Source organism: Bacillus sp. ISL-47, from assembly GCF_018613175.1.
Lineage (GTDB): Bacteria > Bacillota > Bacilli > Bacillales > Cytobacillaceae > Cytobacillus.
This window is the reverse complement of sequence record NZ_JAGGQS010000019.1, coordinates 186,371-212,371: the sequence shown is the minus strand read 5'-3', so window position 1 is coordinate 212,371 and position 26,001 is coordinate 186,371. Positions and strand designations below refer to the sequence as shown.

Annotated in this window: 22 protein-coding genes; 2 read left to right on the top strand and 20 right to left on the bottom strand. The window is 42.5% G+C overall.

Annotated features, from left to right (window positions below):
• Positions 1-151: 151 nt before the first annotated feature.
• From recG to J7I93_RS07350, 3 genes are all read right to left on the bottom strand, one after another.
• Positions 152-2,200: an ATP-dependent DNA helicase RecG gene (recG, locus tag J7I93_RS07360; protein WP_214724787.1), complete on the bottom strand. Its 2,049-nt coding sequence runs from the start codon at positions 2,198-2,200 to the stop codon at positions 152-154.
• 351 nt (positions 2,201-2,551) lie between these two features.
• On the bottom strand, positions 2,552-4,228 hold the full coding sequence (locus J7I93_RS07355) for a DAK2 domain-containing protein (RefSeq protein WP_214724785.1): 1,677 nt from the start codon (positions 4,226-4,228) through the stop codon (positions 2,552-2,554).
• A 16-nt stretch (positions 4,229-4,244) separates the two neighbouring features.
• Positions 4,245-4,607: an Asp23/Gls24 family envelope stress response protein gene (locus tag J7I93_RS07350; protein WP_214724783.1), complete on the bottom strand. Its 363-nt coding sequence runs from the start codon at positions 4,605-4,607 to the stop codon at positions 4,245-4,247.
• 456 nt (positions 4,608-5,063) lie between these two features.
• Between J7I93_RS07350 and rpmB the strand changes: the two genes are divergently transcribed.
• Positions 5,064-5,252 carry a 50S ribosomal protein L28 gene (rpmB, locus tag J7I93_RS07345; RefSeq protein WP_019381740.1) on the top strand — a complete coding sequence of 63 codons (189 nt, stop codon included), beginning with the start codon at positions 5,064-5,066 and terminating at the stop codon, positions 5,250-5,252.
• 158 nt (positions 5,253-5,410) lie between these two features.
• On the opposite strand, the gene spoVM is transcribed toward rpmB, so the two are convergent.
• The 17 genes from spoVM to J7I93_RS07260 all read right to left on the bottom strand — a co-directional run bounded on the left by spoVM (position 5,411) and on the right by J7I93_RS07260 (position 23,447).
• Positions 5,411-5,491 carry a stage V sporulation protein SpoVM gene (gene spoVM, locus J7I93_RS07340; RefSeq protein ID WP_019381739.1) on the bottom strand — a complete coding sequence of 27 codons (81 nt, stop codon included), beginning with the start codon at positions 5,489-5,491 and terminating at the stop codon, positions 5,411-5,413.
• A 173-nt stretch (positions 5,492-5,664) separates the two neighbouring features.
• A complete protein-coding gene (locus tag J7I93_RS07335) occupies positions 5,665-6,309 on the bottom strand; it encodes a thiamine diphosphokinase (RefSeq protein ID WP_214724781.1) in 645 nt (214 codons plus the stop codon).
• A gap of 110 nt (positions 6,310-6,419) precedes the next feature.
• On the bottom strand, positions 6,420-7,064 hold the full coding sequence (gene rpe, locus J7I93_RS07330) for a ribulose-phosphate 3-epimerase (protein WP_214724779.1): 645 nt from the start codon (positions 7,062-7,064) through the stop codon (positions 6,420-6,422).
• 3 nt (positions 7,065-7,067) lie between these two features.
• On the bottom strand, positions 7,068-7,949 hold the full coding sequence (gene rsgA, locus J7I93_RS07325) for a ribosome small subunit-dependent GTPase A (protein WP_214724777.1): 882 nt from the start codon (positions 7,947-7,949) through the stop codon (positions 7,068-7,070).
• 18 nt (positions 7,950-7,967) lie between these two features.
• Positions 7,968-9,935: a Stk1 family PASTA domain-containing Ser/Thr kinase gene (gene pknB, locus J7I93_RS07320; protein WP_214724776.1), complete on the bottom strand. Its 1,968-nt coding sequence runs from the start codon at positions 9,933-9,935 to the stop codon at positions 7,968-7,970.
• A gap of 6 nt (positions 9,936-9,941) precedes the next feature.
• Entirely contained in the window at positions 9,942-10,691 is a 750-nt protein-coding gene (locus J7I93_RS07315; RefSeq protein ID WP_214724775.1) for a Stp1/IreP family PP2C-type Ser/Thr phosphatase, read from the bottom strand.
• Positions 10,692-10,695: 4 nt separating this feature from the next.
• On the bottom strand, positions 10,696-11,781 hold the full coding sequence (gene rlmN / locus J7I93_RS07310) for a dual-specificity RNA methyltransferase RlmN (RefSeq protein WP_214724774.1): 1,086 nt from the start codon (positions 11,779-11,781) through the stop codon (positions 10,696-10,698).
• Entirely contained in the window at positions 11,782-13,137 is a 1,356-nt protein-coding gene (gene rsmB, locus J7I93_RS07305) for a 16S rRNA (cytosine(967)-C(5))-methyltransferase RsmB (protein ID WP_214724773.1), read from the bottom strand.
• Positions 13,134-14,084, bottom strand: coding sequence for a methionyl-tRNA formyltransferase (fmt, locus tag J7I93_RS07300; RefSeq protein ID WP_214724772.1), 951 nt, complete (start codon positions 14,082-14,084; stop codon positions 13,134-13,136). The genes rsmB and fmt overlap by 4 nt, the downstream gene beginning before the upstream one ends.
• Positions 14,081-14,566, bottom strand: coding sequence for a peptide deformylase (gene def / locus J7I93_RS07295; RefSeq protein ID WP_214724770.1), 486 nt, complete (start codon positions 14,564-14,566; stop codon positions 14,081-14,083). The genes fmt and def overlap by 4 nt, the downstream gene beginning before the upstream one ends.
• 75 nt (positions 14,567-14,641) lie before the next feature.
• A complete protein-coding gene (gene priA, locus J7I93_RS07290) occupies positions 14,642-17,056 on the bottom strand; it encodes a primosomal protein N' (protein ID WP_214724768.1) in 2,415 nt (804 codons plus the stop codon).
• On the bottom strand, positions 17,053-18,261 hold the full coding sequence (gene coaBC, locus J7I93_RS07285; RefSeq protein ID WP_214724766.1) for a bifunctional phosphopantothenoylcysteine decarboxylase/phosphopantothenate--cysteine ligase CoaBC: 1,209 nt from the start codon (positions 18,259-18,261) through the stop codon (positions 17,053-17,055). Before coaBC ends, priA begins: the two co-directional genes overlap by 4 nt.
• A gap of 239 nt (positions 18,262-18,500) precedes the next feature.
• Positions 18,501-18,722, bottom strand: coding sequence for a DNA-directed RNA polymerase subunit omega (gene rpoZ / locus J7I93_RS07280; protein ID WP_214724764.1), 222 nt, complete (start codon positions 18,720-18,722; stop codon positions 18,501-18,503).
• 2 nt (positions 18,723-18,724) lie between these two features.
• Positions 18,725-19,339: a guanylate kinase gene (gene gmk, locus J7I93_RS07275; protein WP_214724762.1), complete on the bottom strand. Its 615-nt coding sequence runs from the start codon at positions 19,337-19,339 to the stop codon at positions 18,725-18,727.
• A gap of 10 nt (positions 19,340-19,349) precedes the next feature.
• Positions 19,350-19,613 (bottom strand): extracellular matrix/biofilm regulator RemA, encoded by a 264-nt coding sequence (gene remA / locus J7I93_RS07270; RefSeq protein ID WP_026585597.1) that lies wholly within the window; start codon positions 19,611-19,613, stop codon positions 19,350-19,352.
• A 60-nt stretch (positions 19,614-19,673) separates the two neighbouring features.
• Positions 19,674-20,552, bottom strand: coding sequence for a YicC/YloC family endoribonuclease (locus J7I93_RS07265; protein WP_214724760.1), 879 nt, complete (start codon positions 20,550-20,552; stop codon positions 19,674-19,676).
• 216 nt (positions 20,553-20,768) lie between these two features.
• The gene (locus tag J7I93_RS07260; RefSeq protein WP_214724758.1) at positions 20,769-23,447 is read right to left on the bottom strand and encodes a calcium-translocating P-type ATPase, SERCA-type; all 2,679 of its coding nucleotides are present in this window, start codon (positions 23,445-23,447) and stop codon (positions 20,769-20,771) included.
• Positions 23,448-24,269: 822 nt separating this feature from the next.
• Between J7I93_RS07260 and J7I93_RS07255 the strand changes: the two genes are divergently transcribed.
• Entirely contained in the window at positions 24,270-25,982 is a 1,713-nt protein-coding gene (locus tag J7I93_RS07255) for an Rqc2 family fibronectin-binding protein (RefSeq protein ID WP_214724756.1), read from the top strand.
• Positions 25,983-26,001 lie beyond the last annotated feature (19 nt).

Sequence of the window (26,001 nt, the reverse complement as noted above, 5' to 3'; positions counted from 1 at the left end):
ATCAACTCTGTGAATTAAACCTAGTTAAAAAAATACAAGATCAACCGTCATAAAGGAAAAAAGCATCATACCAGCTCTTTGATCCAACTTCTTGGCCATTTCACAATATTATCCGCTCTTTTGTGCTCCTGATCCATCGGACCCTCTGGCCCTAGTCCAGCTTTTCTCCTTCAAGAACTCCAGTTTCCTTTAGATAATTCCTTAATGGCAAGTATTCATCAGAGTTCCAAAACTCGTTTGATTCAACCAGGGCAGCTGCGTCATTTCTTGCTGTTTCAAGTGCGCGGTAATCATGGACCATATCCGCAATTTTAAACTCAGGGAGGCCGCTTTGTTTTATTCCAAAAAAGTCTCCCGGGCCTCTTAGCTCCAAATCCTTTTCACTGAGCGCAAATCCATCATTTGTTTCAGTCATGATCTTCATACGCTCTTTTCCTACTTCTGATTTTGGATCTGCAAGGAGAATGCAGAAGGATTGTTTATCTCCCCGGCCAACCCTTCCCCTTAACTGATGGAGCTGTGCAAGTCCAAATCTTTCGGCATCATAGATAACCATCATGGTAGCATTGGGAACATTTACGCCAACCTCTACAACCGTAGTAGAAACCAGAACCTGAATTTCATTCTTGCTGAACGCCTTCATGACGTTTTCTTTTTCTTCTGGATGCAGCCTTCCATGCATTAACCCGACTTCATACCGGGCATGGAAATGGTGCATCAAAGTAGCATGGACATCAATGGCATTTTGGACATCCAATTTGTCTGATTCTTCAATAAGGGGGCATATTACATATACCTGCTGGCCGGCTGAAAGCTCTTTTTCCATAAAGCCCAGAACCCGGTCAAGCATTTCCGGCTTGGCCCAATACGTTTCAATTGCCTTTCGGCCTGCGGGCATTTCATCGATGATGGATACATCCATTTCCCCAAAGACGGTGATAGCCAAAGTTCTTGGAATAGGAGTAGCGGTCATGAATAGCACATCGGGATTTTCCCCTTTTTCCCTTAGAATTCGGCGCTGTCCTACACCAAATCTGTGCTGCTCATCGGTAATGACAAGTCCCAGTTTTTGAAACTCCACCTCTTCCTGGATTAGCGCATGGGTTCCTATGAGAACATCAATTTTGCCTTCTTTAAGCTGCTGAAGAACTTCTCTTCTCCGCTTTCCCTTCACTGAGCTAGTCAGCAGTTCGCAGCGCAATTCAAATGGCTCAAGCATGGCTTTTAAAGATTCCGCATGCTGTTCTGCCAATATTTCTGTCGGAACCATTAAGGCTCCCTGGAATCCAGCTGTTCTGCTGGCAAATAGTGCAATGGCTGCTACGGCCGTCTTACCCGAACCTACATCTCCCTGCAGAAGCCTGTTCATCCGGTAAGGAGATTTCAGATCAGCCAGAATTTCGTTTTCAACTCTTTTTTGCGCGCTGGTTAGTGAAAAAGGCAAAGAATCTACAAATTCCATTAACCTGGGAAGATCATAGGCTTGTACAATTCCTCTTGAATGCTCTCTTTCAATCTTTCGAAGTGCCTGCATTTTTAATTGAAAATAGAAAAATTCTTCATAGACGAAACGCCGCCTTCCCTGCTTCAGCTCATTTTCATTTGCAGGAAAGTGAAGGGATCTCATTGCATCTCTTCTATTAAGAAGCCTATATTGCAATAAATAACGTTCAGGCAATGTTTCTTCTATCTCATTCCCGTATTGAGAGAAAGCCATATTGATAAAGCGTCTGATACCTTTAACGGTTATTTTGCCCTTAACAGCATAAACCGGCTCAAAATCTTTCGTATTAGAGGCTGAGCCAATTTTCAATTCATTCGCCGTAATAACCTGACGGTGCTGGTCCCACTTGCCTGTAACCGTTACCGTTTCATTCAAAGTGATTTTATTTTTTAAATACGGCTGATTAAAAAGGACTGCCTGAATAAGATATCGGTCGACAAGCACCCTGACTGTCAGCCTCGATCGTTTTCTTCCATAATAAACAAGAGAAGGCTCACTGTGGACCTTCCCTTCCACGGTCACTCTTTCATCATGTTTGATATCCGCGAGGTCCTTAAGCCGGTAATCCTCGTACCTGTAAGGAAAATGCTCAAGCAAGTCCATGACAGTATTTATATTCATTTCGGCCAGTGATTCTGCTGTTTCCTCGCCTATTCCTTTAACAGCTGTAACAGACTGGTTTAAGTTTAGATTCACGTTTATTGAGCAGTATGCCAATTATTTTTTGTATTTGTCTTAAAAGGCAGACCGCCAACCCTCCCTGCGCAGTTTCTTTTATTCTGCAGGCATTAAAATACCTAGTTTATACCTAGCACATTTTCATTTGAATATGCAAATAAATAAATCACATCTAATCATTAATTTCAGGCTCACGTCAGAGAAGGAAATGCTAGTGCATTTTCGAGGATTTCGCACCTTTCCCCTCCCATCAGCAAAGTGCCAAAACAACATCGCCTTTAGAACGGCCTAATTTTCTCTGTGTGCCGTAAAAAATCAAGATTTTTAAACAGTCAAAAAGCGAAGGCAGTGCCCTCGCTTTTATCATTATTATTCAATTGAGAAGATGAAAGAGTATAGCGGCTGTTTGCCATCATGCACTTCCACTTCGACATCTTCATACTTTTCTTCAACATAGCTGATAAGTGCGTCAACTTCTTCCTCTGCTACATCTTCACCTTTTAATATGGTTAAGATTTCAGTATCATCGTCGATCATTTGATCAAGAAGCTCTTTAGCAGATTGCACTCTATCCTTGTTTTTTACAACTATTTTCCCATCCGCTATGCCCATGAAATCATCTTTTTCAATTTCAAGTCCATCAATGCTCGTATCGCGGACAGCAAATGTGATCTGGCCCGTTTTAACATGCTGAAGGGCATCTGTCATGCCTTCCTCGTTTTGGCCAAGATCAGCACTTGGATTAAAGGCAAGAAGCGCAGCCATTCCTTGTGGAACAGTTTTTGAAGGTACAACGACTGCATCTTCCTCTGTCACTTCTGCAGCCTGCTGAGCTGCCATGATAATATTTTTATTGTTTGGCAAAATAATGACTTTCTTTGCATTCACTTCTTTGATGGCTTTCACGATATCCTCCGTACTTGGATTCATCGTCTGACCGCCTTCAATAACTGCATGTGCTCCAATGCTGCGGAAAAGATCAGCGATTCCGCTGCCCATTGATACTGTAACAATACCATATTCCTGCTTTTCTTTCGGCTTTGCTTCTGCAGCCAAAGGAGTCTGTACTTCTTCTACCAAATTTGTATGCTGCTGGCGCATATTCTCAATCTTCATATTGATTAAACTTCCGTAGCGCTGGCCATAAGTTAAGCAATCGCCAGGCTGCTCGGAGTGAATATGTACTTTTACTAGCTGCTCATCTGCAATTACTAACAGGGAATCACCATATTGGCTTAAATCCTGGCGGAATTTTTCTTCTGAGAAAGGACTGGCAGATAGCTTTTCATCTTCAAACCTTACCATAAACTCGGTACAATAGCCGAATTCAATATCTTCAGTGTTCATGAAACTATGAACATTTTTGTGATGCTCCGCGCTGACCAGATCATCCATTTTTGGAAGTGCAGCCGGTGTATCCGGGAGTTTCTCGCCTTTAAGCTCTGCAAGGAATCCCTCATAGACAAAAACAAGGCCTTGGCCGCCGCTGTCTACAACACCCACTTCTTTTAGAACAGGGAGAAGGTCTGGAGTCCGGTTTAACGAAGCTTTTGCTTCTTTTAAAACCTCTTCCATGATGGCAATAATATCGTCTTCATTTTTCGCGGCTTGCACAGCCTTCTTGGCCGAATCCTTGGCAACGGTTAAGATTGTTCCTTCTACAGGCTTCATTACTGCTTTATAAGCAGTCTCAACCCCAGAATTCAAGGCATCAGCGAACTCTTTTCCATTAATATCAGCTTTCTGTTCAATGGCTTTGGAGAAGCCACGGAACAGCTGGGAAAGAATTACACCGGAATTTCCGCGGGCACCCATTAACAAGCCTTTGGAAAGGGCAGAGCCCACCTTTCCGATATGTTCCTGAATATTACTCTTAACTTCCTTTGCACCGGAAGTCATGGACAGATTCATGTTTGTTCCCGTGTCACCATCAGGAACAGGGAAAACGTTTAATGCATCTACTAATTTTGCATTAGCAGATAAATGGTTCGCTCCTTGTATAACCATTTCGGCAAAAAGCTTCCCATCTAAAACTTTTTTTGACACAAGTCTTTCCTCCTCACTACGGGTTCGTTACACGAACTCCCTGAACGTAAATATTAACCGAGTCCGTGCTGAGCCCCACTGTTTTATCAAGGGTGTACTTAACTTTAGATTGCACATTGTGGGCAACCTCGGAAATTTTCGTTCCGTAACTAACAATAATATACATGTCGATATGTACTTCATCATTTTCCTGGCGAACAATGACTCCGCGCGTGAAATTCTCTTTGCGAAGAATATCAGTTAAGCCATCTTTAATCTGGTTCTTAGAGGCCATTCCTACAATACCATAGCAGTCAACTGCTGCTCCTCCTGCGATTGTTGCAATAACGTCATTTGAGATATCAATTTGCCCGAAATTAGTTTTTAGTTCGATGGACATGTTTCGTTCCCCCTTTGGAAATTGCTTCGAATTAAGAAAAGCGAACTGCACTCAAACGCTCCTATTCTTGACGGAGCGCTTGCGTTCCTCTTGGAAACTGCCGCTAAGCCCTAGCTGCAAAATAAAAACAATGCGGCTTCCTTCAGCCGGACAGATTTCTTTCTAACTCCCAAGCTTTAAGCATATCTTATGACATTTTACTATATGGGCTGTAAATTTGAAAGTCATACTTCCCCATCTCTATTATAGCTCATGTTGCCTACCCCTATGTCAAGGGAATTTTCTTGAAAGCAAACTATTGCAATCAGAAGGGTTGTGTGATAAATTATTAAAGTATCTTTTAATGTCGAAAGCCGAACAGGATTTTCACATTAATTCAGATGGATGAATCTGACTATTGCAAATGAAAGCATGAAAAATAGTTTCAGCTTTGGTATAGTAAGGAGGGAAACATACATGCCACGCAAATGTGTTGTAACTGGTAAAAAAACAACTTCAGGTAATGCACGTTCTCACGCGATGAACGCTAACAAGCGTACTTGGGGTGCTAACCTTCAAAAGGTACGTATTCTTGTAGACGGTAAGCCTAAACGTGTTTGGGTTTCTGCAAGAGCACTTAAATCAGGTAAAGTTGAGCGCGTATAATATGCGCAGGACATCCATTCTGGATGTCCTTTTTATTTTGCCGGAATTCTACTCCATAACCAGTTTTCCCAACTCTGCCAAAAAATAAAAGCACCCCGATGATGAGGTGCCCAGCTTTAACTCTAATATTTGCTTTTATCTGTTTTGCATGTATGGGTTTAGCCCTTTTTGAAGGTTCCTAGCATGGCACGTACAATGCCCCCTAAAAATTTCGGAAGTTTAATTGTATAAAATCTCATTACTCGTGTCCCTCCTCACGATCTTACGCATCCATTCTGTCCTTAAATCGTCCTTACTATCTTATTCAAATGATGAAAGATAAGTACTCATGATTTCTAAAAATGATTAGAAAGCAATTCCAACTTAGACAGATGTGTGGTTCCGGCATCATCTGGTGCTCTCAGCTTTTCATTTAATCCTTGCTTCTTACAACCATTAATATGCCTTCAGTAAAAGAAAAAGTACCATAATCATTAATAAGTTCATTACTTATACATAGTGTCGAACCGATAGGAATTGAACGATTTGCCAGTGGATACTTGAAATCCTTAAGCGTAATGTCTTTAACTTCCATGGTGATCGGGATAAACGAAATGTACTTGAAATCTTTATTTTTTTGTATAGTGTACTCTCCGGCCGGTTTTATATAAACGATATTGGTTCTGTCGATTATTTCAATTTGAACATAGTTCTCTTGCAGAACAGGATTTATAAGAAGTTGAATATTGGCGAACAAGTGATCAAGCCTTCCTCCCGTTGCCCCAAAGAGCCTAATTCTCTCAGGACTTTGGCCCAGAGCCCATTTCAATGCAAGCTCCATGTCTGTTTCATCTTTCTCAGGCTTGAACCTGTTTAGCTCTTGTACTTTTTGTTCAATTAATGACATCTCTTCCGTCGTCACTGAGTCAAAGTCGCCAAATGCAAGACTTGGCTGAATGTCATTTCTGATCAGTGTCAAGACTCCTCTATCTACTCCGATCCAAATACCGCCATCAATATAAAGTGACAACTCCGGAAGCAGGTCCTCCGGTCCGCCTGCCAGAATATTTATCTTCATTTATCTTCACTCCAATTCCACAGCAAAATACGCGCTCATAGCTGCTCTAAGAATATTTCTTGTATTTGCAAAAGGAAGCCAGCTGGTGCTCAGCTGGCTTCCTTTTATCTTCAACCTTTTAAAGCGGCAATTGCCTTGGCCCTGTCAGTTTGATTATAAATTGCAGATCCGGCAACAAGGACATTTGCTCCTGCTTCAACACATAGCTTGGCGGTTTCTTCATTCACGCCGCCGTCAACCTCAATTTCAATTTCCAATCCCTTTGCATCTGCCATTTTCTTAACAGCTGAAATCTTTGGAAGTACTGAAGGGATGAATTTCTGGCCGCCAAAACCCGGGTTAACAGACATGAGCAAAACCATGTCGAGATCTTCAATGATGTGCTCAATTGCATTTACCGGGGTTGCCGGATTAAGGACCACACCAGGTTTTACACCAAAGGATTTAATATATTGGACAGTTCTGTGCAAGTGCCTGCATGCTTCAACATGAACAGTTATATAGTCGGCTCCTGCTTTGGCAAATGCCTCAATATAAGCATCAGGGTTTTCAATCATCAGATGGACATCCAATGGCAGCTTCGTTACCGGACGAATGGCATCCACAATTAAAGGTCCAATCGTGATATTGGGAACAAAATGGCCATCCATCACATCCACATGGATATAATCTGCTCCTCCCCGTTCAACGTCCTTAATCTCTTCCCCCAATTTGGAAAAATCGGCAGATAAAATAGAAGGTGCGATTTTAACCATAAATTAATACCTCGGCTTTCTATCTTTTATTTCCTGTAAGAAAGTTTTGTAGTGCTCGTACCTATAGGAAGGAATTTCGCCATTTTCACTTGCTGCCTTTACGGCGCACTTTGGCTCTGCCATATGGAGGCAGCCCCTGAATTTGCATTCCTCGCTTTTCGCCTGAATTTCAGGAAAACAGAAGTTCAGCTCCTCCATTTCAATATCTGTGAAATCCAGAGAACTGAATCCTGGAGTATCAGCAACAAGCCCCTTGCCTACCTCAATAAGCTCTACATGCCTTGTCGTGTGCTTCCCCCTGCCTAAGTGTGAAGATATATCATTGGTTTTCAGTTCCAAATCTGGCCTCAAAACATTTAAAAGGGAGGATTTCCCCACACCTGACTGTCCGGCAAATACCGAAATCTCACCTTCCAAATATGGCATTAGATCCTTGACCCCTTCCTCTGTTTCGGAAGAAGTGAGCAGGACATCATATCCGGCTTTTCGGTAATCTTCTGCATATTGCTGAATCTGCTTATATTCCCCTTGATTTGTCAGGTCTATTTTCGTAATACAAATGATTGGCTTAATATGGTTATATTCCACCAGAACTAAGAACCGATCCAAAAGCGTCGTGCTAAACCCTGGTTCAACCGCCGAAAATACCAGGATAGCCTGGTCCACATTTGCAATCGGCGGCCGTATCAGTTCGTTTTTCCGGTCCTTCACTTCCAGAATATACCCTTCAGTATTATTCTCGGCCTGGAATACCACTTCATCACCGACAAGCGGGGTTACCTTATTTTTGCGGAAAACTCCCCGGCCGCGGCATTGGATCGTTTCCTCACCGCTTATCACATAATAAAACCCGCTTAAGGCTTTAATAATTTTGCCCTCAGGCATAGCAACACTCCTTGCTTATCATTCTTCTGGATATGGAACTTCTTTCTGGTCATAAACCTGGCCATCTATCTGAACTTTATAGAAGCCATTTAGTCCAGGAGCAATAGTCATATCTATCGTTATGACTGTATCTTCCTCAATAAACTGATCCACTGCCGGTGCATCGCCAGTATTGTTCATATCCCTAAAAAATATTTGAATATGCTGAGGCTCTCCTTCTACTTTAGGCTGGTATGGCACGTTTATATCCACATTCACTGTTTTTGGCGGAAGTTCTTCCTTCCCTTTTGATAGCACCACTGTAACCTTCTGGCCTCTTGTAAGGTTTGTGCCAGGTGCAGGATTTTGCTTAATAACAAGACCTTCTGGAACTTCATCATGAAACTCAGCTTCGCCATATTCTATTTTTAGGCCAGATGACTCTTCATATTCCTGCAGGCCTTTTTCATTATATCCCTGTAAATCTTTCAATGAAATGGGAGCGGGGCCTTTGCTGACGGTAAATACCAGGTCCGTTTCTTCAGGAACGACAAGATCGCCTTCCGAAAAGTTTTGGTCAAGGATTGTTCCTGCCGGCTCACTTTCATTAGTTTCTTCAGTCTTTTCGATGCTTTTAAAATTTTTGCCTTCAAGCAATCGAACAACTTCATCATATTCACGGCCCTGGTAGTCGGATAGTTCAAACTTTTCCTTGCCAGTGCTTTCATAGATGTCTATGGAGGTTCCTTCTTTAACGGTTCTACCCGCTTTCGGATCCGTTTTAACCACAAGTCCTTCTTCTATTTCAGGGTCGCTGACCGGAATGGATTCATTGACGGCAAACCCAGCAGCAACAAGCTCTGCAACCGCATCTTCCACTTCTTTCCCGGACACATCGGGAACCTCGACATCCTTCGGTTCCAAAAGGTCAGGAAGAACGGTTACAGTCAGAACTCCTAATGTAATTAGTGTCAGAAACAATGATACCAAAATGATTGGCCATTTCTTTTTCTTTTTCTTCTTTTCCGGCTTTTGCTTGGCAATCGGCTGGGTATCAGCTTTATGGTCTTTTGTGTGAACAAGCGTCTCATCCATATTTTGATAGGGCCGGTCATCTGTTATGACAGGTATTGCTTTTGTGGCGTCATCATCTATTGGAGCCATGAATTTTTCTTCATGCAGCCTCTCCGGGTCAAGCGCAGTTCTTATATCCTCTTCCATTTCATCCACAGTGTCATATCGGTGGAAAGGATCTTTGGCTGTGGCTTTTAAGACAATATTTTCAACACTCTGAGGTATTGACGGGTTCCATCTTTTAAGAGATGGCGTCTCTGACTGCAGATGTTTAAGAGCAATAGATACAGCTGATTCGCCGGAAAATGGCAGCCTGCCAGTCAATAGTTCAAACATTACAATTCCGAGGGAGTAGATATCCGACTTTCTATTGGCCATTCCTCCCCTGGCCTGTTCAGGAGAAAGATAATGAACAGATCCCAGGACAGAGTTAGTCTGGGTTATGCTAGTCGCACTTAAAGCCATAGCAATGCCGAAATCGGTGATTTTAACATTTCCATGCCTGTCTATTAAAATATTATGCGGTTTAATGTCCCTGTGGATAATATGGTTTTGGTGTGCATGTGAGATAGCGGAAGTGAGCTGTTTCATAATCTCCAGAGCTTCATCAATTCGCACCGGGCTGTTTTGCTGTATGTATTGCTTTAAGGTTTGTCCATCTACATATTCCATCACAATATAATAGATTGAATCCTCTTCGCCAACATCATAGATACTTACTATGTTCGGGTGGGCTAAGCTTGTAGCAGATTGGGCTTCACGATGGAAACGGCGGATAAATTCCTCATCTTCGGCAAAGTCCAGCCGCAGCACTTTAACGGCTACATCGCGGTCCAGGATCATATCATGTGCCAGGTAGACATTTGCCATGCCCCCTCCGCCAATCATATCAAGAATTTTATAGCGGCCGCTTATTCTTCTGCCTTTAATCATTTTTTATCACCCGCTCTCACTGCCATCATAAAACTCGACAATCACGAGTGTAATGTTATCCTCGCCGCCATTATTGTTAGCTTGCTCAATCAGCTCTGCAGCTTTTTCCTCAAGACTTCGTCCACCCTTTAGGGTTTCTTTCATTTCTGATAATGTGACCTTGTTGGATAAGCCGTCAGAGCAAAGCAATAGTAAGTCATCTTCTTCAAAAGTGATGGTTTTGATATCCATTTCAACTGATGATTCTGTCCCCAATGCCCTGAGAAGGACATTTTTTCTTGGGTGATGCTCGGCATCTTCCTTTGTAATTTGCCCTGAACGAACAAGTTCGTTAACAAGGGAATGATCTTCTGTCAGCTGCTGGAAACCTAATTCATTAAGGATATAACAGCGGCTATCACCTATATTGGCAATAGTTGAAAATCGGTCTGTACAGATGGCCGCAACAATGGTTGTACCCATCCCCTCACATTCAACGTTCTCCTTCGAATGTTCAAAAAGGATTTTGTTCACCTGGTCAATATGCTGCTTGAGCCAATTCTCTGCTTGTTCTGCTGTTTGTATTTCATCCGTTTGTTCCCAAAACTCTTTTAAACTGATTATGGTCATTTCACTGGCTACATCGCCAGCACGGTGGCCGCCCATGCCATCTGCGACGATGGCAAGGCGCTGCCCGATGCTGTTCATAAAGATGCCGCCATTGTCTTCATTATGCTGTCTGACTTTGCCACGATCTGTCATAAAAACAGCTCTCATTCTGTCACCTCGTCTCCTCTTTTCGCTCCTTTGCACGAAGTTGTCCACATGCTGCATCTATATCATGACCGTGCTCGCGGCGAATGGTTACATTAATGCCATGTTTCTTTAATGTTTTTTCAAACGCAAAAATTTGATCCTTTGGTGTCCGGACATAATCTCTTTCAGGCACATAATTTACCGGAATCAGATTGACGTGGCATTTAACATCCTTAATGAGTTTTGCCAGTTCCTCTGCATGTTCAACCTGATCGTTGACACCGCCGAATAAACCGTACTCGAAGCTGACACGCCTTCCTGTCTTATTAATATAATACCTGATGGATTCCATCAGATCAGGCAATTTATAAGCCCGGTTAATCGGCATCAGACGGCTTCTGATTTCTGTATTCGGAGCATGCAGGGATATAGCAAAATTGATCTGCATATTTTCATCCGCAAACTTATAAATTTTAGGGATGATGCCGCTTGTGGAAACGGTGATATGGCGCGCTCCGATATTAAGCCCTTTATCATGGTTGATGATTTTTAAGAACGAAAGCATATCGTCATAATTATCAAATGGCTCGCCGATGCCCATGATTACAACCGAGCTGACACGTTCATTTGTTTCATCTAGTGCCTGTTGTACTTTTACGACCTGGGCAACGATTTCTCCTGCTTCAAGGTTGCGTTTTAACCCGCCTAATGTAGAAGCGCAGAAAGTACAGCCGATTCGGCAGCCTACTTGAGTTGTTACACAGACAGAATTACCGTAATCATGCCTCATTAGGACGGTTTCAATCGAATATCCATCGTGAAGTTCAAAAAGGAATTTGATTGTACCGTCAGCAGATTCCTGCTGAATAATGGTTTTAAGAGTTGTCAAAGAAAAATTCTCAGACAGTATATCCCTTAATCCTTTTGACAAATTGGTCATTTCTTCAAAGGAAGAGACTCTTTTTATATATAACCAATCAAAAATTTGTTCTGCACGAAAAGCTTTCTCATTATTTTCTTTTAGCCAGTTTTTTAACTCATGCAGCTGTAGAGTGTAAATGGATGGCTTTTGTTCTGCTGTTGTTATTTTCTCAGTTGCTGTTTGTTCCATTTATTGCACCTTCTTTCTCAGACAGGCGATATAAAACCCGTCCGAACCTATATCTTGCGGCAAAATTTGCAGTTCATATCCATCTATAAACGGAGCTACGGGTTTTGGCATTCGCTCCCGGACTGATATGTCTCCTTCAAATTCCGCATGTTCATTTAAAAATGACTGTACGACATGCTGATTTTCTTCCTTGTCCACTGTACATGTACTATAAACAAGAATACCACCTTTTTTCAGCAAAGGCGAAACTGCAGCCAATAGATTTCTCTGAACCTTATGAAGATGGTATAAATCCTCTTCCTTTTTCGTGTATTTCATATCCGGTTTTCTTCTCATAACACCGAGGCCGGAACATGGAGCATCCACTAAAATCCTGTCAAAAGATTCTTTTTCAAAATGCTCCTGCACTTTCCTGCTGTCAAGCGCATTTGTTTTGATATTTGATAATCCCAGTCTCCTGGCATTATCATTAATCAGCTTAACCTTATGCTCGTGAAGATCCAGCGAGACCACCTGTCCAGTATTTTGCAGTTTTTCGGCGATATGCGTCGATTTTCCGCCAGGAGCAGCACATGCATCCAATACGGTTTCATTCTCATTTCCGCCAAGCGCATAGGCAACGAGCATGGAACTCTCGTCCTGAATCGTTATCAGCCCTTCTCTAAATATCTGTGAGTTTGCCAAATGCCCTCTCAAGCACTTAATAGCTACAGGGATAAACGGACTCGCTTCTACCTCATAACCCTCCTCCTCAAGGAGCGTTAAGCATTCTTCTCTTGAAGCTTTCACCTCATTAACCCTTGCAGTCTGCAGCGGCGCAGTCAAATTGACTTCGCACATTTTCTTTGTCTCTTCATAACCAAGCTGCTCAACCCATCTTTTTACGAGCCACATTGGATGGCTTGTTTCAATGGATAGACGCTCAACCGGATCCTCTATTTGTTCCAGGGATGGCAGCCCTTGTCTTTGAACATTTCTCAGTACACCGTTAACCATGCCAGAAATCCCTTTATGTCCCTTCCGCTTGGCAATTTCCACTGCCTCGAAAATAGCTGCTCGGTCAGGGATCTTATCCAGGTAAACCATCTGATATAGAGTCAGCCTTAACAGCTGTTTTACCCAGCTCTCGACTTTTTTATTTCCTTTTAAAAAAGGATTTAAGTAAAAATCAAGGGTCATCCGGCGCTGAAGCGTGCCGTATATCAATTCTGTAAGCAGTCCAATATCCTTCTGGCTGATTTCATTCTTTTTTATGGCATTATTCAGCAATAGATTGCTGTAGGACTGGTTTTTTTCTATGGCTTCCAGCAGTTCTAATGCAGTTTCTCTGACATTTTTCGTTTTTTGATTCTTCATTCGCTGTCTCCCAGACGGCTACCGGCAGAAAGATGGGAGCCTGCCCCTCTTAAAAATTGTTCCGCAGGCATCCTTTTCTTGCCGGAAGGCTGCAGCTCTGTGATTTTGATTGCAGTATTATTTCCGGTTGCAACTACTACTCCATCCGCTTCAAGCCTGATGATCGTCCCAGGTGCCTCGCTGCCTGCTGATTTTTCCTTTTCTGAACCCCAAACTTTAATCACCTTGCCATCAAATGTTGTATATGCAACTGGCCAGGGATTCAATCCCCTTATATGGTTGTAGATTTCCTCACCAGTTTTGCTCCAGTCGATTTGTTCCTGCTCCCGTTTAATGTTATAAGCGAAGGTAGCATCCTCGTCTTTTTGCTTTATAGGTGTTAATTCACCATTCAGCAGTTTTGGCAATGTTTCAGACAAAAGCTTTGAACCAGCTGCGCTTAACTTATCATGCAGGGTGCCTACTGTATCTGTCTCAGTGATAGGCACTTCCACCTGTGTTAATATATCGCCTGCATCAAGCTTTTCAGCCATATACATGATTGTAATGCCTGTCTTTTCCTTTCCCTGTAAAATGGAATAGTGGATCGGCGCTCCGCCGCGCAGTTCCGGAAGAAGCGAAGCATGGACATTGATACAGCCATTTTTCGGTGCTTCCAAAAGCTCTTTCGGCAAAATTTGGCCAAACGCGGCTGTCACGACTAAATCAGGCTTAAGTGCAAGAATTTTTTCCAGTTCCTCAGGCTGGCGGATTTTCTCAGGCTGGTAAACAGGAATGCCCTGTTTTTCAGCTTCCACTTTGACTGGCGGAGGAGTAAGAACTTTCTTTCTTCCAACTGGCCTGTCAGGCTGAGTGACAACTCCAATCACTTCATAGCCATCCTTTATGATTTGCTGCAACACTGGTACGGAAAAATCAGGTGTCCCCATAAAAACAATCTTTGTCATTCAGCTTCCAATCCTTCCAACTCTTCTTCATTCAAATACTTGGTCACTTTTGATGTAAATAAAACTCCGTGCAAATGATCAATTTCATGCAGGATCGCTCTTGCCAGAAAATCTTCAGCTTCAAGCGTATAGTATTTCCCCTTGCGGTCCTGGGCCTTTATTTTTACATAATCAGGCCTTTTAACTTCCCCGTATAAACCAGGAAAACTTAAGCATCCTTCAGGCCCTGTTTGTTCTCCATCTGTCTCAAGAATTTCCGGATTAATCATCTCAATAGTGCCAAATTCATCATCTATATCAACGATGGCGATTTGCTTGTCAAGACCGATCTGCGGAGCAGCGAGCCCGACACCATCGAATTCAACCATTGTATCGTACATATCGTTTAATAATTTGCCCAGCTTTTTATCAAAATCCTTTACAGGATTGCATTCTGCTTCCAGGATTTCAGCCGGGTACGTAACTATCCTTTTAACCGCCAAAATATTTCCTCCATTTTTATCTATTTTCAACCAATTCTTGCTTATTCATAACCATTATTAAGACAACATGAATCTCTACATTAAAATATACGGATTCAGGTCAACTGAAATAGTAAGTCCACCTGTGGCGATTTCCTGCTGATAATTGTCAAGGACTTTTTTCAGTGCCTGTCCTAGCCCAGGTTCCCGTTTGTATTTTATCAAACATTGATAGCGATATCTATTATTGATCCGCGGAATTGGCGATGCAACCGGACCAAGCACGATGCTTTCCGCCGTTAGGCGGGACTGAATATATTGAGTGATTTTTTCAGTAACGGAAACGGCCTTCATCAATTCCTCATGACTAACTGTGACAAGGGAGATATAGTAGAAAGGAGGGTATCTATGAATTTTGCGGACCATCATTTCCCTTTCATAGAACTTATCGTAATCCTGCTCTCCTGCAAGCTCGACACTGTAATGTTCAGGTGTATAGGTTTGGATAATAACCTCACCCTCAAGCTCATGCCTCCCTGCGCGCCCGCTAACCTGGGTCAAAAGCTGAAAGGTTTTTTCCGAAGAACGAAAATCAGGCAGATGAAGCATTGTATCAGCTGAGAGAACACCTACCAAAGTAATATTGGGAAAATCAAGACCCTTTGCTATCATTTGCGTACCAAGGAGAATATCCGCATGACCTTCCTGAAATTGGTCTAACAGCTTTTCATGGGAGCCCTTTCTGCTCGTAGTGTCCACATCCATTCTGATGACCTTTGCTTCAGGCAAAACCTTTGCCAGCTCTTCTTCAACCTTCTGTGTCCCGGTTCCAAAATAACGGATATGTTCACTTTCACATTCCGGGCATGTATTTGGGACTGATGCTTCATAGCCGCAGTAATGGCATTTCATTTGCTGGTTAAACCGGTGATAAGTCAAGGAGATGTCACAATGAGGACAATTAATGACATAGCCGCAATCCCTGCACATAACAAATGAAGAATGCCCTCTTTTATTAAGAAATAAGACAATTTGTTCCTTCTTTTCAAGCCTGTCTTTTATTTTATCAAGGAGCATTCTCGAAAACATGGAACGATTGCCTTCCCGGAGTTCTTCTCTCATATCAATAATCTCAACTGATGGCAGCGCCTGATTATTCATCCTTTTAGGCAGAGATAAAAGCTGATATACTCCTTTGTGTGCTCTTGCAAACGATTCAAGCGAAGGAGTTGCACTGCCCAGAACAACCGGGCATTTATATTTTGCAGCCCTTTCAATCGCCACATCCCTTGCGTGGTACCTCGGGTTCTCCTCCTGTTTGTAGCTTGTCTCGTGTTCTTCATCGATAATGACAATTCCGAGGTTCTCAAAAGGAGCAAAGATTGCGGACCGTGCTCCGACAACCACCTTTACTTCCTTCCTTTGAATTTTTCTCCATTCATCATACTTTTCCCCGGCAGAAAGGCCGCTGTGCATAACGGCAACCTGATCGCCAAATCTTCCTTTAAAGCGGTTGACCATTTGTGGAGTTAACGAAATTTCAGGAACCAGGACAATTGCTTCTTTTCCGTCCTGAAGGACTCTTTGTATTGATTGAAGATAAACCTCTGTTTTGCCGCTGCCTGTTACGCCATACAGCAAAAACGTTTCATGCCTTTTTTCCTCTATGGAATTCAGGATGGGAATCATTGCTTTTCTCTGTTCGTCGGTCAAAGAAAGGGGTTCCGTTCTTTTAAACTCCCGGTCCCCGAAAGGATTTCGGTAAATTTCCACTTCTTTCTGACCAAGAAGATCTTTTTGAATAAGCCCTTTGATTGTTGACGAGGTTATTCCCAACAAGGATAGTATCTCTTTTTGTTCAATCGGGCTGCCATCCTGAAGGAAGTATTCAAGCACCTCTTTTTGCTTTGTTGCATTTGCAGGCAGCTTTTCGATGTATTCCTCAATGACATTTTGGTCTGCGGCTGGAAATAGCTGCTTTACTTTTTTCTTTTTCACACGTTCTTTTACTTGATAGATAATGTCAATATTCCCATTTGAAGCTTCTTTCTGCAAAAGTGACAGAGTTCCATCCTTCACTGCTTCGTCCCAGGGTATTGCCTCTCTATTTTCAAAAAGAATTTGCATTTTTTCTGGAAGCGCCACACGGTCTGCTTTTTCCGCCAATACTAGTTTTTTTTCATATTTTGCCTTAAGGGCTGCTGGCAGCATTGCCTGGTAGGCTGATATTTTATAGCATAGTGTTTTCTCTGTCAGCCAATCTCCCAGAGACAGAAGCTCCTGATTTAGAACAGGATTTAAATCCATTGGTTCTGCAATTGACTTTAATTGGCTGAATTCCGATTCTGTCTTCAGGCCTGTTACAAAACCCTGGATTTTCCTGGGACCGAATGGAACGATGACTCTCATGCCAGGCTGTATGACACCTGCCAAATGGTCAGGTATTTTATAGTCAAACGCTCGGTCTGTCTGCTTGGCAGGTACATCAACAATTACACTGGCAATATTCATTTTTGCTCATCCTTTAGTAAAATCGCAGCTTCCTCGAGAATCTTTGCAGCAACATCTTTTTTGGACATAAGAGGGAGCTCTTCAGAAGTTCCATCTTTTTTAAACAGTGTAACAATATTGGTGTCTGTTCCGAATCCGGCACCTTCTGATGTTACATTATTTGCAACGATCATATCGGCGTTTTTCTTTTTTAGCTTGCCCTGTGCATATTCATCAACCCGTTCAGTTTCAGCAGCAAATCCTATTAAAACTTGGCCCTTCTTTTTCTGCCCGAGCTCAAACAAGATATCTTTTGTTCTTTCAAGCTTCAATACTTCATCTCCAGGCTGCTTCTTCATTTTTTGACTATAGCTTACTTTTGGACGGTAGTCTGAGACCGCTGCTGTTTTTATAACAATATCAGCAGTTTCAAACTCTTCCATTGCAGCCTGATACATTTCTTCGGCGCTTTCAACATTTATAAGCTTGGCTCCATCAGGGGCTTTAATGGTTACAGGCCCTGAGATTAAAGTAACTTCTGCACCGGCAGCAGCTGCTTCTTCCGCAATCGCATAGCCCATTTTTCCCGTAGAATGATTGGTAATGTAACGGACCGGATCAATTTTTTCCCTCGTGGGGCCTGCCGTAATCACAACTTTTCTTCCTGCGAGATCTTGCTTTGGCTTGCTGAAAAACAAACGGATTATCTCTGTAATCTTCTCAGGCTCCTCCAGTCTGCCCTTTCCAACATAACCGCAGGCAAGATATCCTTCAGAAGGTTCAATAAACCTGCACCCAAAGCTGTATAATGTTTCAATATTTTTTTGGACTGCCGGATGGCTATACATATGTACATTCATTGCAGGAGCAATCCAAATAGGCGATGTGGCAGCCAATAAGGTTGTTGTAATCATGTTATCCGCTATTCCGTTGGCCAGCTTTCCAATTACATTAGCTGTGGCCGGAGCAACAAGAATCAAATCTGCCCAGTCCGCAAGATCAATATGGGCAATCACCTTTGAATCTTTTTCATCAAATGTGTCAGTATAAACATCGTTTCTGGACAATGCCTGAAATGTTAAGGGAGTCACAAATTTTGCGGCAGAGTCACTTAATATAACTTTTACATCCGCTCCCGCCTGGGTAAGCTTGCTCGTCAATGCTGCTGCTTTATAAACAGCAATTCCCCCCGTAACGCATAATAATATTTTTTTGCCTGAAAGCATTATTAGACCCACCAATCTTAGATAAAATAATCGTATCTATTTAATGGCCTGGCCCCTTGTTAACACAGTTTATAAAGTGTTAATCTCCTAATGGCCAATACCGCACGATTGATTGAATTTTTTGGCTGGATATTCCCAGCTAGTTTTATTATGCAAGAAGAGCTGTCAATTTTCATCTATTAAAACCAAAAGAAGAAATAAAAATAACAACCTTTTTGAAAGGTTGTTATTCAGCGTTTTTACTCGTATGATTCATTAGCCTTTTTCTCACCCAGACGGTAGTGAAGCTGGTCGGCATGGATTTCTTCCAGAGCCTTGCCCACATTTTTATGTGATTTATAGTTTTCAAGCTGTGGCCTTGCGTTTAATTGCAGCTTACGTGCACGTTTGGCAGCAACGGAAACAAGTGAATATTTGGAATCAATCTTAGTCATTAAGGAATCAATAGAAGGATAAAGCATCTTTATTCAGCCTCCAGCATCTTTTTATATTTCGGTTCTACACGTTCCCTGCGGCAGTGTTCAGCTACCACAATGGATTTAATTCTCTCACAGGCAAGGTCAATTTGATCATTTTCCACCACATAGTCGTAGAGGTTCATCATTTCAATTTCTTCTTTTGCCACACTCATGCGATTGTTAATAATATCTTCCGTCTCTGTTCCTCTTGTCACGATACGGTTCTTAAGCTCTGATAAGCTTGGAGGTACAAGGAAAATAAATAGACCATCAGGAAATTTCTCACGGACCTGGCGGGCACCTTGAACTTCTATTTCCAGGAATACATCTTTGCCGCGGTCCAGAGTCTCTCTAACATAATCTACAGGCGTACCGTAATAATTCCCGACAAATTCGGCATATTCAAGCAGTTTGTCCTGGCGGATCAGTTCTTCAAATTCTTCACGGGTTTTGAAAAAATAATCAACCCCGTCTACTTCTCCCTCTCTTGGCGCTCTCGTTGTCATGGAGATAGAATACTCAAACGAGGTATCTGGCTGAGAAAATATTTCTTTTCTAACAGTTCCTTTTCCTACACCTGAGGGTCCGGATAGAACAATTAATAACCCTTTTTCTTTCATTTAAACAATCCTACCCTTCCTCAATAATTTCATCACGGTCGTTTAATCGGTGCGCGACAGTTTCCGGCTGGACCGCAGACAAAATAACATGGTCACTGTCCATAACAATAACAGCCCGGGTGCGCCTCCCATATGTCGCATCAATCAAAGAGCCCCTGTCACGCGCGTCCTGAATGATCCGTTTAATTGGGGCAGATTCAGGACTTACTATAGAAATTATCCGGTTGGCAGAGACAATATTGCCAAAGCCGATATTGATCAGTTTAATTGACATTTGGGTCCTCCAATCATCAGTTATTTATTTTGACCCCCAAAGCGGCAATCTAAACAACTGCTATTCAATATTTTGAATTTGTTCCTTCATTTTTTCCAGCAGGCTCTTTATTTCAACCACTTCTGCAGCAATCGCCGCATCATTCGCCTTGGATCCAATCGTATTGGCTTCCCTGTTCATCTCCTGCAGAAGGAAATCAAGCTTTCTGCCAACAGGTTCTGTTAGCTGAAGCGTTTTTTCAAATTGGCTGATATGACTTTGCAGCCTTGCCAGCTCCTCATTAATATCCGCTTTATCAGCAAACACCGCAACCTCTGTTAATATCCTTGATTCATCAATCTGGCCGTCCAGATAATCTTTTATGCGCTTTTCCAATCTTTCCTGGTATAGCTGAACTACTTTTGGAGAGAGCTCACGCAGCAGGATTACCCTTTGGCTAAGCAGACCAAGATGGCAGCGGACATCCTTCTCTAACTCAAGCCCCTCAGCTTGACGCATCTGGGTTAGATGCAAGCATGCTTCTTCAGCAGCGGAAAGGACATGCTGGCTCAATTCCTCATTGCCAGCTTCCTTTTCCTTTTCCTCTATGCCAATCAGTTCTTCCCGAATAATGTCCTCTATAGAAAGATCATTTTGGATATCGTACTTTGTTTTAATTGCAGTTATGTATTGATAATATTCATCTAAAAGTTCCCAGTCAACATTTACTTTTCGGCTGGCCAAACCTTCGCCTTCAATTGTGACATAAACTTCTATTCTTCCTCTTCCAATATGCTCGCCAAGCTTTTTCTTAATTTTATCTTCCATGTGCATCAGCTGCCTGGGCATACGCATATGAAACTCGGAAAAACGATGGTTTACAGTCTTAATTTCGACAGTAATAGAAAATTGCCCGGAATCTTTCTTGCTTCTGCCAAAGCCAGTCATACTTACAACCATTTCTTACACTTCCTTTTGGGAAAAGCACAGCTTTTAAGAGGATCTATGGCCTAACAGTTAACCCTTCAAAAAAGAACAACAATCCAGCTCACAAAAAGACTGTGCCATCTATGATAAAGATATAGTAATTTATGGGGATTATAACTTGCAGTTTTTTTTACGCAAAAAAGAAAGGTAATAGAGTCATCTCTACTACCTTAAGGATTATAACATATTTTATTTTGTTTTTCTTGCCAAAAATGTACCGGCCAGCAAAAATGTTGGAATAGCTGACAGTCCGGTAATCATAAACCAGTCGCGCATGTCAATCGGAACCGTGTGGAAGATAGGCTGCAGCGGCGGATAGTATATAACAATGAGCACTAAAAGAAGGGATGAGATAACTGCCCACACCAAATACTTATTGCCGAAAGGATTCCTTGAAAAAACAGATTTTTCACTACGGCAATCAAACACATGGATCAGCTGTGCCATAACCAAAGTGGCAAAAGCAACAGTCTGGGCGTATGCCAGGTGGTCAGGGTGTGCTTTATAGGCAAAAATAAACGCAAGCAATGTGACAAGCCCGATTAAAAACCCTCTCGATACAACCTTCCAGCCCAGCCCCCTGGAGAAAACACCTTCCTTCGGGCTTCTCGGTTTTCGCTTCATTACATTTTCTTCCGGCTGGTCAAGGCCTAGCGCCATTGCCGGCAGACCGTCGGTTACCAGGTTGACCCAGAGAATCTGGATAGGCACTAAAGGCAGCGGAAGAGCAAGCAGCATTGCGAAAAGCATAACAAGAATCTCTCCCACGTTAGAAGCAAGCAAGTATCTGATAAATTTCCGGATGTTTTCGTAAATATTTCTTCCTTCTTTTATGGCGGCTTTTATCGTAGCGAAATTGTCATCCAGTAGTACTAAAGCAGATGCCTCTTTAGCCACGTCTGTTCCGGTAATGCCCATCGAAATGCCTATATCTGCCGCTTTTATTGCAGGGGCATCATTGACTCCGTCTCCGGTCATAGCAACAATATGGCCTCTATTTTGAAGCGCCTTAACAATCTTTAGCTTATGCTCTGGTGATACCCTTGCGAATACGGCCACATCCTCAACCACATCTTCAAGATCTTCAACCGACATCTCGGCAAGATCTTTCCCTTGAAGAACTTGGGAGCCCTTTGTTAAAATGCCTAACTGTTTGGCAATTGCCTGGGCTGTAATGACATGGTCGCCAGTAATCATGACCGTTTTGATCCCGGCTTCCTTGCATTCCTTGACAGCTTCTCTGACTTCAGGCCTAGGAGGATCGATCATCCCTTGCAAGCCAATGAAGGTAAGCCCCTGTTCTGCTTCTTTCTCGTCAAGAATCACGTTCTTTGAAGGAATTTCTTTATAGCCGATCGCAATTGTTCTTAATGCCTGCGAAGCCAGTTCCTCAATCGCTCCCTGAATCTTGCCTGTAAGCTCCCTGGTTAATATCTGGCGTTTTCCATCCCAAAGAACCGCTTCACTCTTGCCGGCTAAAACATCTGGCGCTCCTTTTGTCACGATAAATTGTCTGCCATTATGGTCCTTAACGACAACACTCATCATTTTCCTGGCAGAATCAAATGGAAACTCATTGATAATCCGGAACTGATTCAACAAACTGCTCCGGTTATAGCCCGCTTTCATAGCAGCTACAAGCAATGCCCCTTCCGTCGGATCCCCATCAATTATAAATTCATTATTTTTCTGCTGTATCTCTGCATGGTTGCAGAGCATCCCAAACATGAGCATCTGCTGAAGCGCCTTATCACTTTTAGGTTCAATTTGATTATCATTGCGGTAAAATTGTCCTTGTGGCTCATAGCCAATGCCGTCAACTCTCCACTCTTTTCCGCCGCTCCATAAATGAGTAACCGTCATCTTGTTCTGTGTCATCGTACCGGTTTTATCTGAGCAGATTACAGAAGCACAACCGAGCGTTTCGACTGCCGGAAGCTTTCGGACGATCGCCTTTTTCTTTATCATCCTTTGGACACCAAGTGACAGGGCTACTGTAACGATTGCCGGAAGTCCTTCTGGAATAGCAGCAACAGCCAGTGATACACCCGCAAGGAACATTGTATATAACTCCTGGCCCTGCGCTACCCCAGCTGCAACGACTAGCACGGTTAGTAAAATAGCGGCAGTAATCAAGATCTTGCCGAGCTGTTCGAGTCTGCGCTGCAAAGGTGTAACCATTGTTTCCGCATTCTGCAGGAGATCAGCAATTTGCCCCATAGCTGTATTCATACCTGTTCCAACTACAACACCTAATCCATTGCCGCGGGTCACCATCGTACCCATAAAAGCCATATTTTCCATATCCCCTATGGCAAGATTGGCAGTTTTTAAAGACCCGGTCGTTTTCTGGACAGGCAGAGATTCACCTGTTAAAGCGGACTCCTCAATTTCCAGGCTATTCGACTCTACTATTCTCACATCTGCCCCTATTCTGTCACCCGTAACAAATTTCAGAAGATCGCCTACCACTACTTCTTTCGAAGGGATCTTCATCCACTGGCCATCTCTGAGCGCAATTACTTGGGGAGCTGATAATTCCTTAAGTGCATGAAGCGATTTTTCTGCTTTCCTCTCCTGGAAAAAACCTAAAAACCCATTTATGACCACTATTGCAATAATTGCTATCGCATCAATATATTCACCAAGCAGCCCTGAAATCAAGGTGGCGGCTAATAAGACAAGGACCATGAAATCTTTAAATTGACTAAAAAATAAGAGCAAAGCCGACTGCTTTTCTCCCTCTTTTAACTCGTTATAGCCGTATTGTTTGCGCCGTTTCTTTACATCATCTTCCGTTAAGCCCGCCTTAATATCTGTATTTAAGGCTTGCTCGACCTCTCTTTCGTTCATTTCATGGAACTTCATCCGGACATCACACTTCCTCCTTTGTGGTTTGAGAAAAGCGGAGAGCGGCTTGGGACACTGGAATTAATCGAATTCCCGCTTGCTAAAACGATGCATCCATCACTTCCAGCAGCGCTCACAGCTAGACATTAAAGAGAATCCGCCATGCGGCGGACCGTCCTGCTTCTTTTGCTAAATTCAAGTGAAGCAGAGTTGTCCAATCTCACTCTAAAGAAAGCTTATTCAGCCCTGTCCAAAAAAATGCTATTATTAATTAGAAAAGCGGAATCGGTTTGTCTATTAAGAGATTAACTGCTAAGATCGCTTTCTTGTACAGAATGAATAGCATTTGGGTTATGGTCGTTTATCGGCAGGATTAACTACCTTTTCCGCTCTCCGGCTCGGATTACCGTCGTTAATCAGCGGCATTAACTACCTTTTCCGCTCTCCGGTACGGATTATCGTCGTTTATCGGCAGAATTAACTACCTTTTCCGCTCTCCAGATCGGATTATCGTCGTTAATCGGCGGGATTATCTACCTTTTCCGCTCTCCGGTACGGATTATCGTCGTTAATCGGCAGGATTAACTACCTTTTCCGCTCTCCAGATCGGATTATCGTCGTTAATCAGCGGGATTAACGCCTGCATACCTTTTCAAAGCTTTCGTCCGTTAACCAGCTGGTAAAAATCGTAAGAGATCTTAAACAGACCAAAATAGAATCGGGGCTTTAGACTTGATTTTTATTATTTTAATGAAAGAATAATTCTATAACTTTAAATAAAAATGTCAGAGAAGCAAATCAATATCAAAAGCAATTTCCAATAGAAGAGGATGTTCCAATATGTCATTTGACGGTTTATTTACAAGAGCTATGACCGAAGAGCTCAACAATACTTTAAAAGGCGGAAGAATAAATAAAATCCAGCAGCCTTTTAAAAATGAAATTATCATGGTTGTGCGCGCAAACGGCAAAAATCACAAGGTTTTGCTGTCCGCGCATCCAAGCTATGCCAGAGTACAGCTTACGAATGAGGCACATGAAAACCCTTCCGAACCTCCAATGTTCTGCATGCTTTTAAGGAAGCATTTAGAGGGATATATACTTGAAGATGTCCATCAAATTGGATTGGACCGGATCATTATATTTGAAGTGAAAGGAAGAAATGAGATTGGCGATACGTCCTATAAGCAGTTAATCGTGGAAATCATGGGCCGGCACAGCAATATCACGCTGGTGGATAAAACTCGAAACATTATCCTGGACAGCATTAAGCATGTGTCGTTTGCGGTTAATAGCCACCGAGCAATTTTGCCGGGACATGAGTATGTTCTTCCGCCTTCACAAGACAAACATAACCCCTTTGAGGCAAGTGAACAGGAAGTATTATGCAAAATTGATTTTAACAGCGGTAAAATTGATAAACAGATTGTTTCAAGCTTTGCTGGAATTTCACCGCTTTTTGCAAAAGAAGTCATTCACCATGCAGGCCTTGCCAACCGGACAACGGTTCCAAAAAGCTTGTTGCATTTTATTAACCTTGTGAAAAACCATTCCATACAACCGTCTATCACAGCTGGAGAACAAAAAGAAAACTTTTACTTATTTCCGCTCCAGCATTTAAAAGGCAAAAGCCGCGAGTTCAATTCACTAAGCGACATGCTTGACCGCTACTATTTCGGAAAAGCTGAAAGAGACCGGGTCAAACAGCAATCAAATGACCTGGAGCGCTTCATTGTGAATGAAAAAGAAAAAAATGAAAAGAAAATCGAAAAACTGAAAAGAACATTGAAGGAAGCTGAAAATGCCGATAAGCATCAATTATTCGGCGAACTGATTACGGCTAATATCTATGCAATTCAAAAAGGAATGAAAGAAGTTGAAGTTATCAATTATTATGATGAAGATGGCGGAACCGTTGTAATTCCATTGGATCCACGTAAGTCACCATCCGAGAATGCACAAAAATACTTTACAAAATACCAAAAGGCGAAGAACGCAATCATTGTTGTGAAAGAGCAAATTAAAAAAGCTGAAGAAGAAGCAGCCTACTTCGATTCTCTCTTACAGCAGGTGGAAACGGCTTCAACGAGGGATATTGCCGAAATTAGAGAAGAGCTTGTTGATGGCGGTTATATAAGAGAAAGACAAAAGCGCGGCGGCAAAAAACATCAAAACATTAAGCCCAACCTTGACCGTTATATGGCCACAGACGGCACAGAAATATTGGTTGGGAAAAATAATAAGCAAAATGATTATTTAACCAACAAGGTGGCAGCGAGAGATGAAATTTGGCTGCATACAAAGGATATACCGGGGTCCCATGTTGTTATCCGCAGCAAGCAGCCAGCCGAGCAAACTATACTCGAAGCCGCTTCCCTTGCTGCTTACTTCAGCAAAGCCCGCAGTTCCAGCTCAGTACCGGTGGACTTCACCCAGGTTCGGCATGTAAAAAAACCGAGCGGCGCTAAGCCGGGATTTGTGATCTATGACCATCAGCAGACAGTGTATGTTACACCGGATGAAGAGATAGTACTGTCTTTAAAACAAAATTAAGTAATTAAAAGAAAAAGCA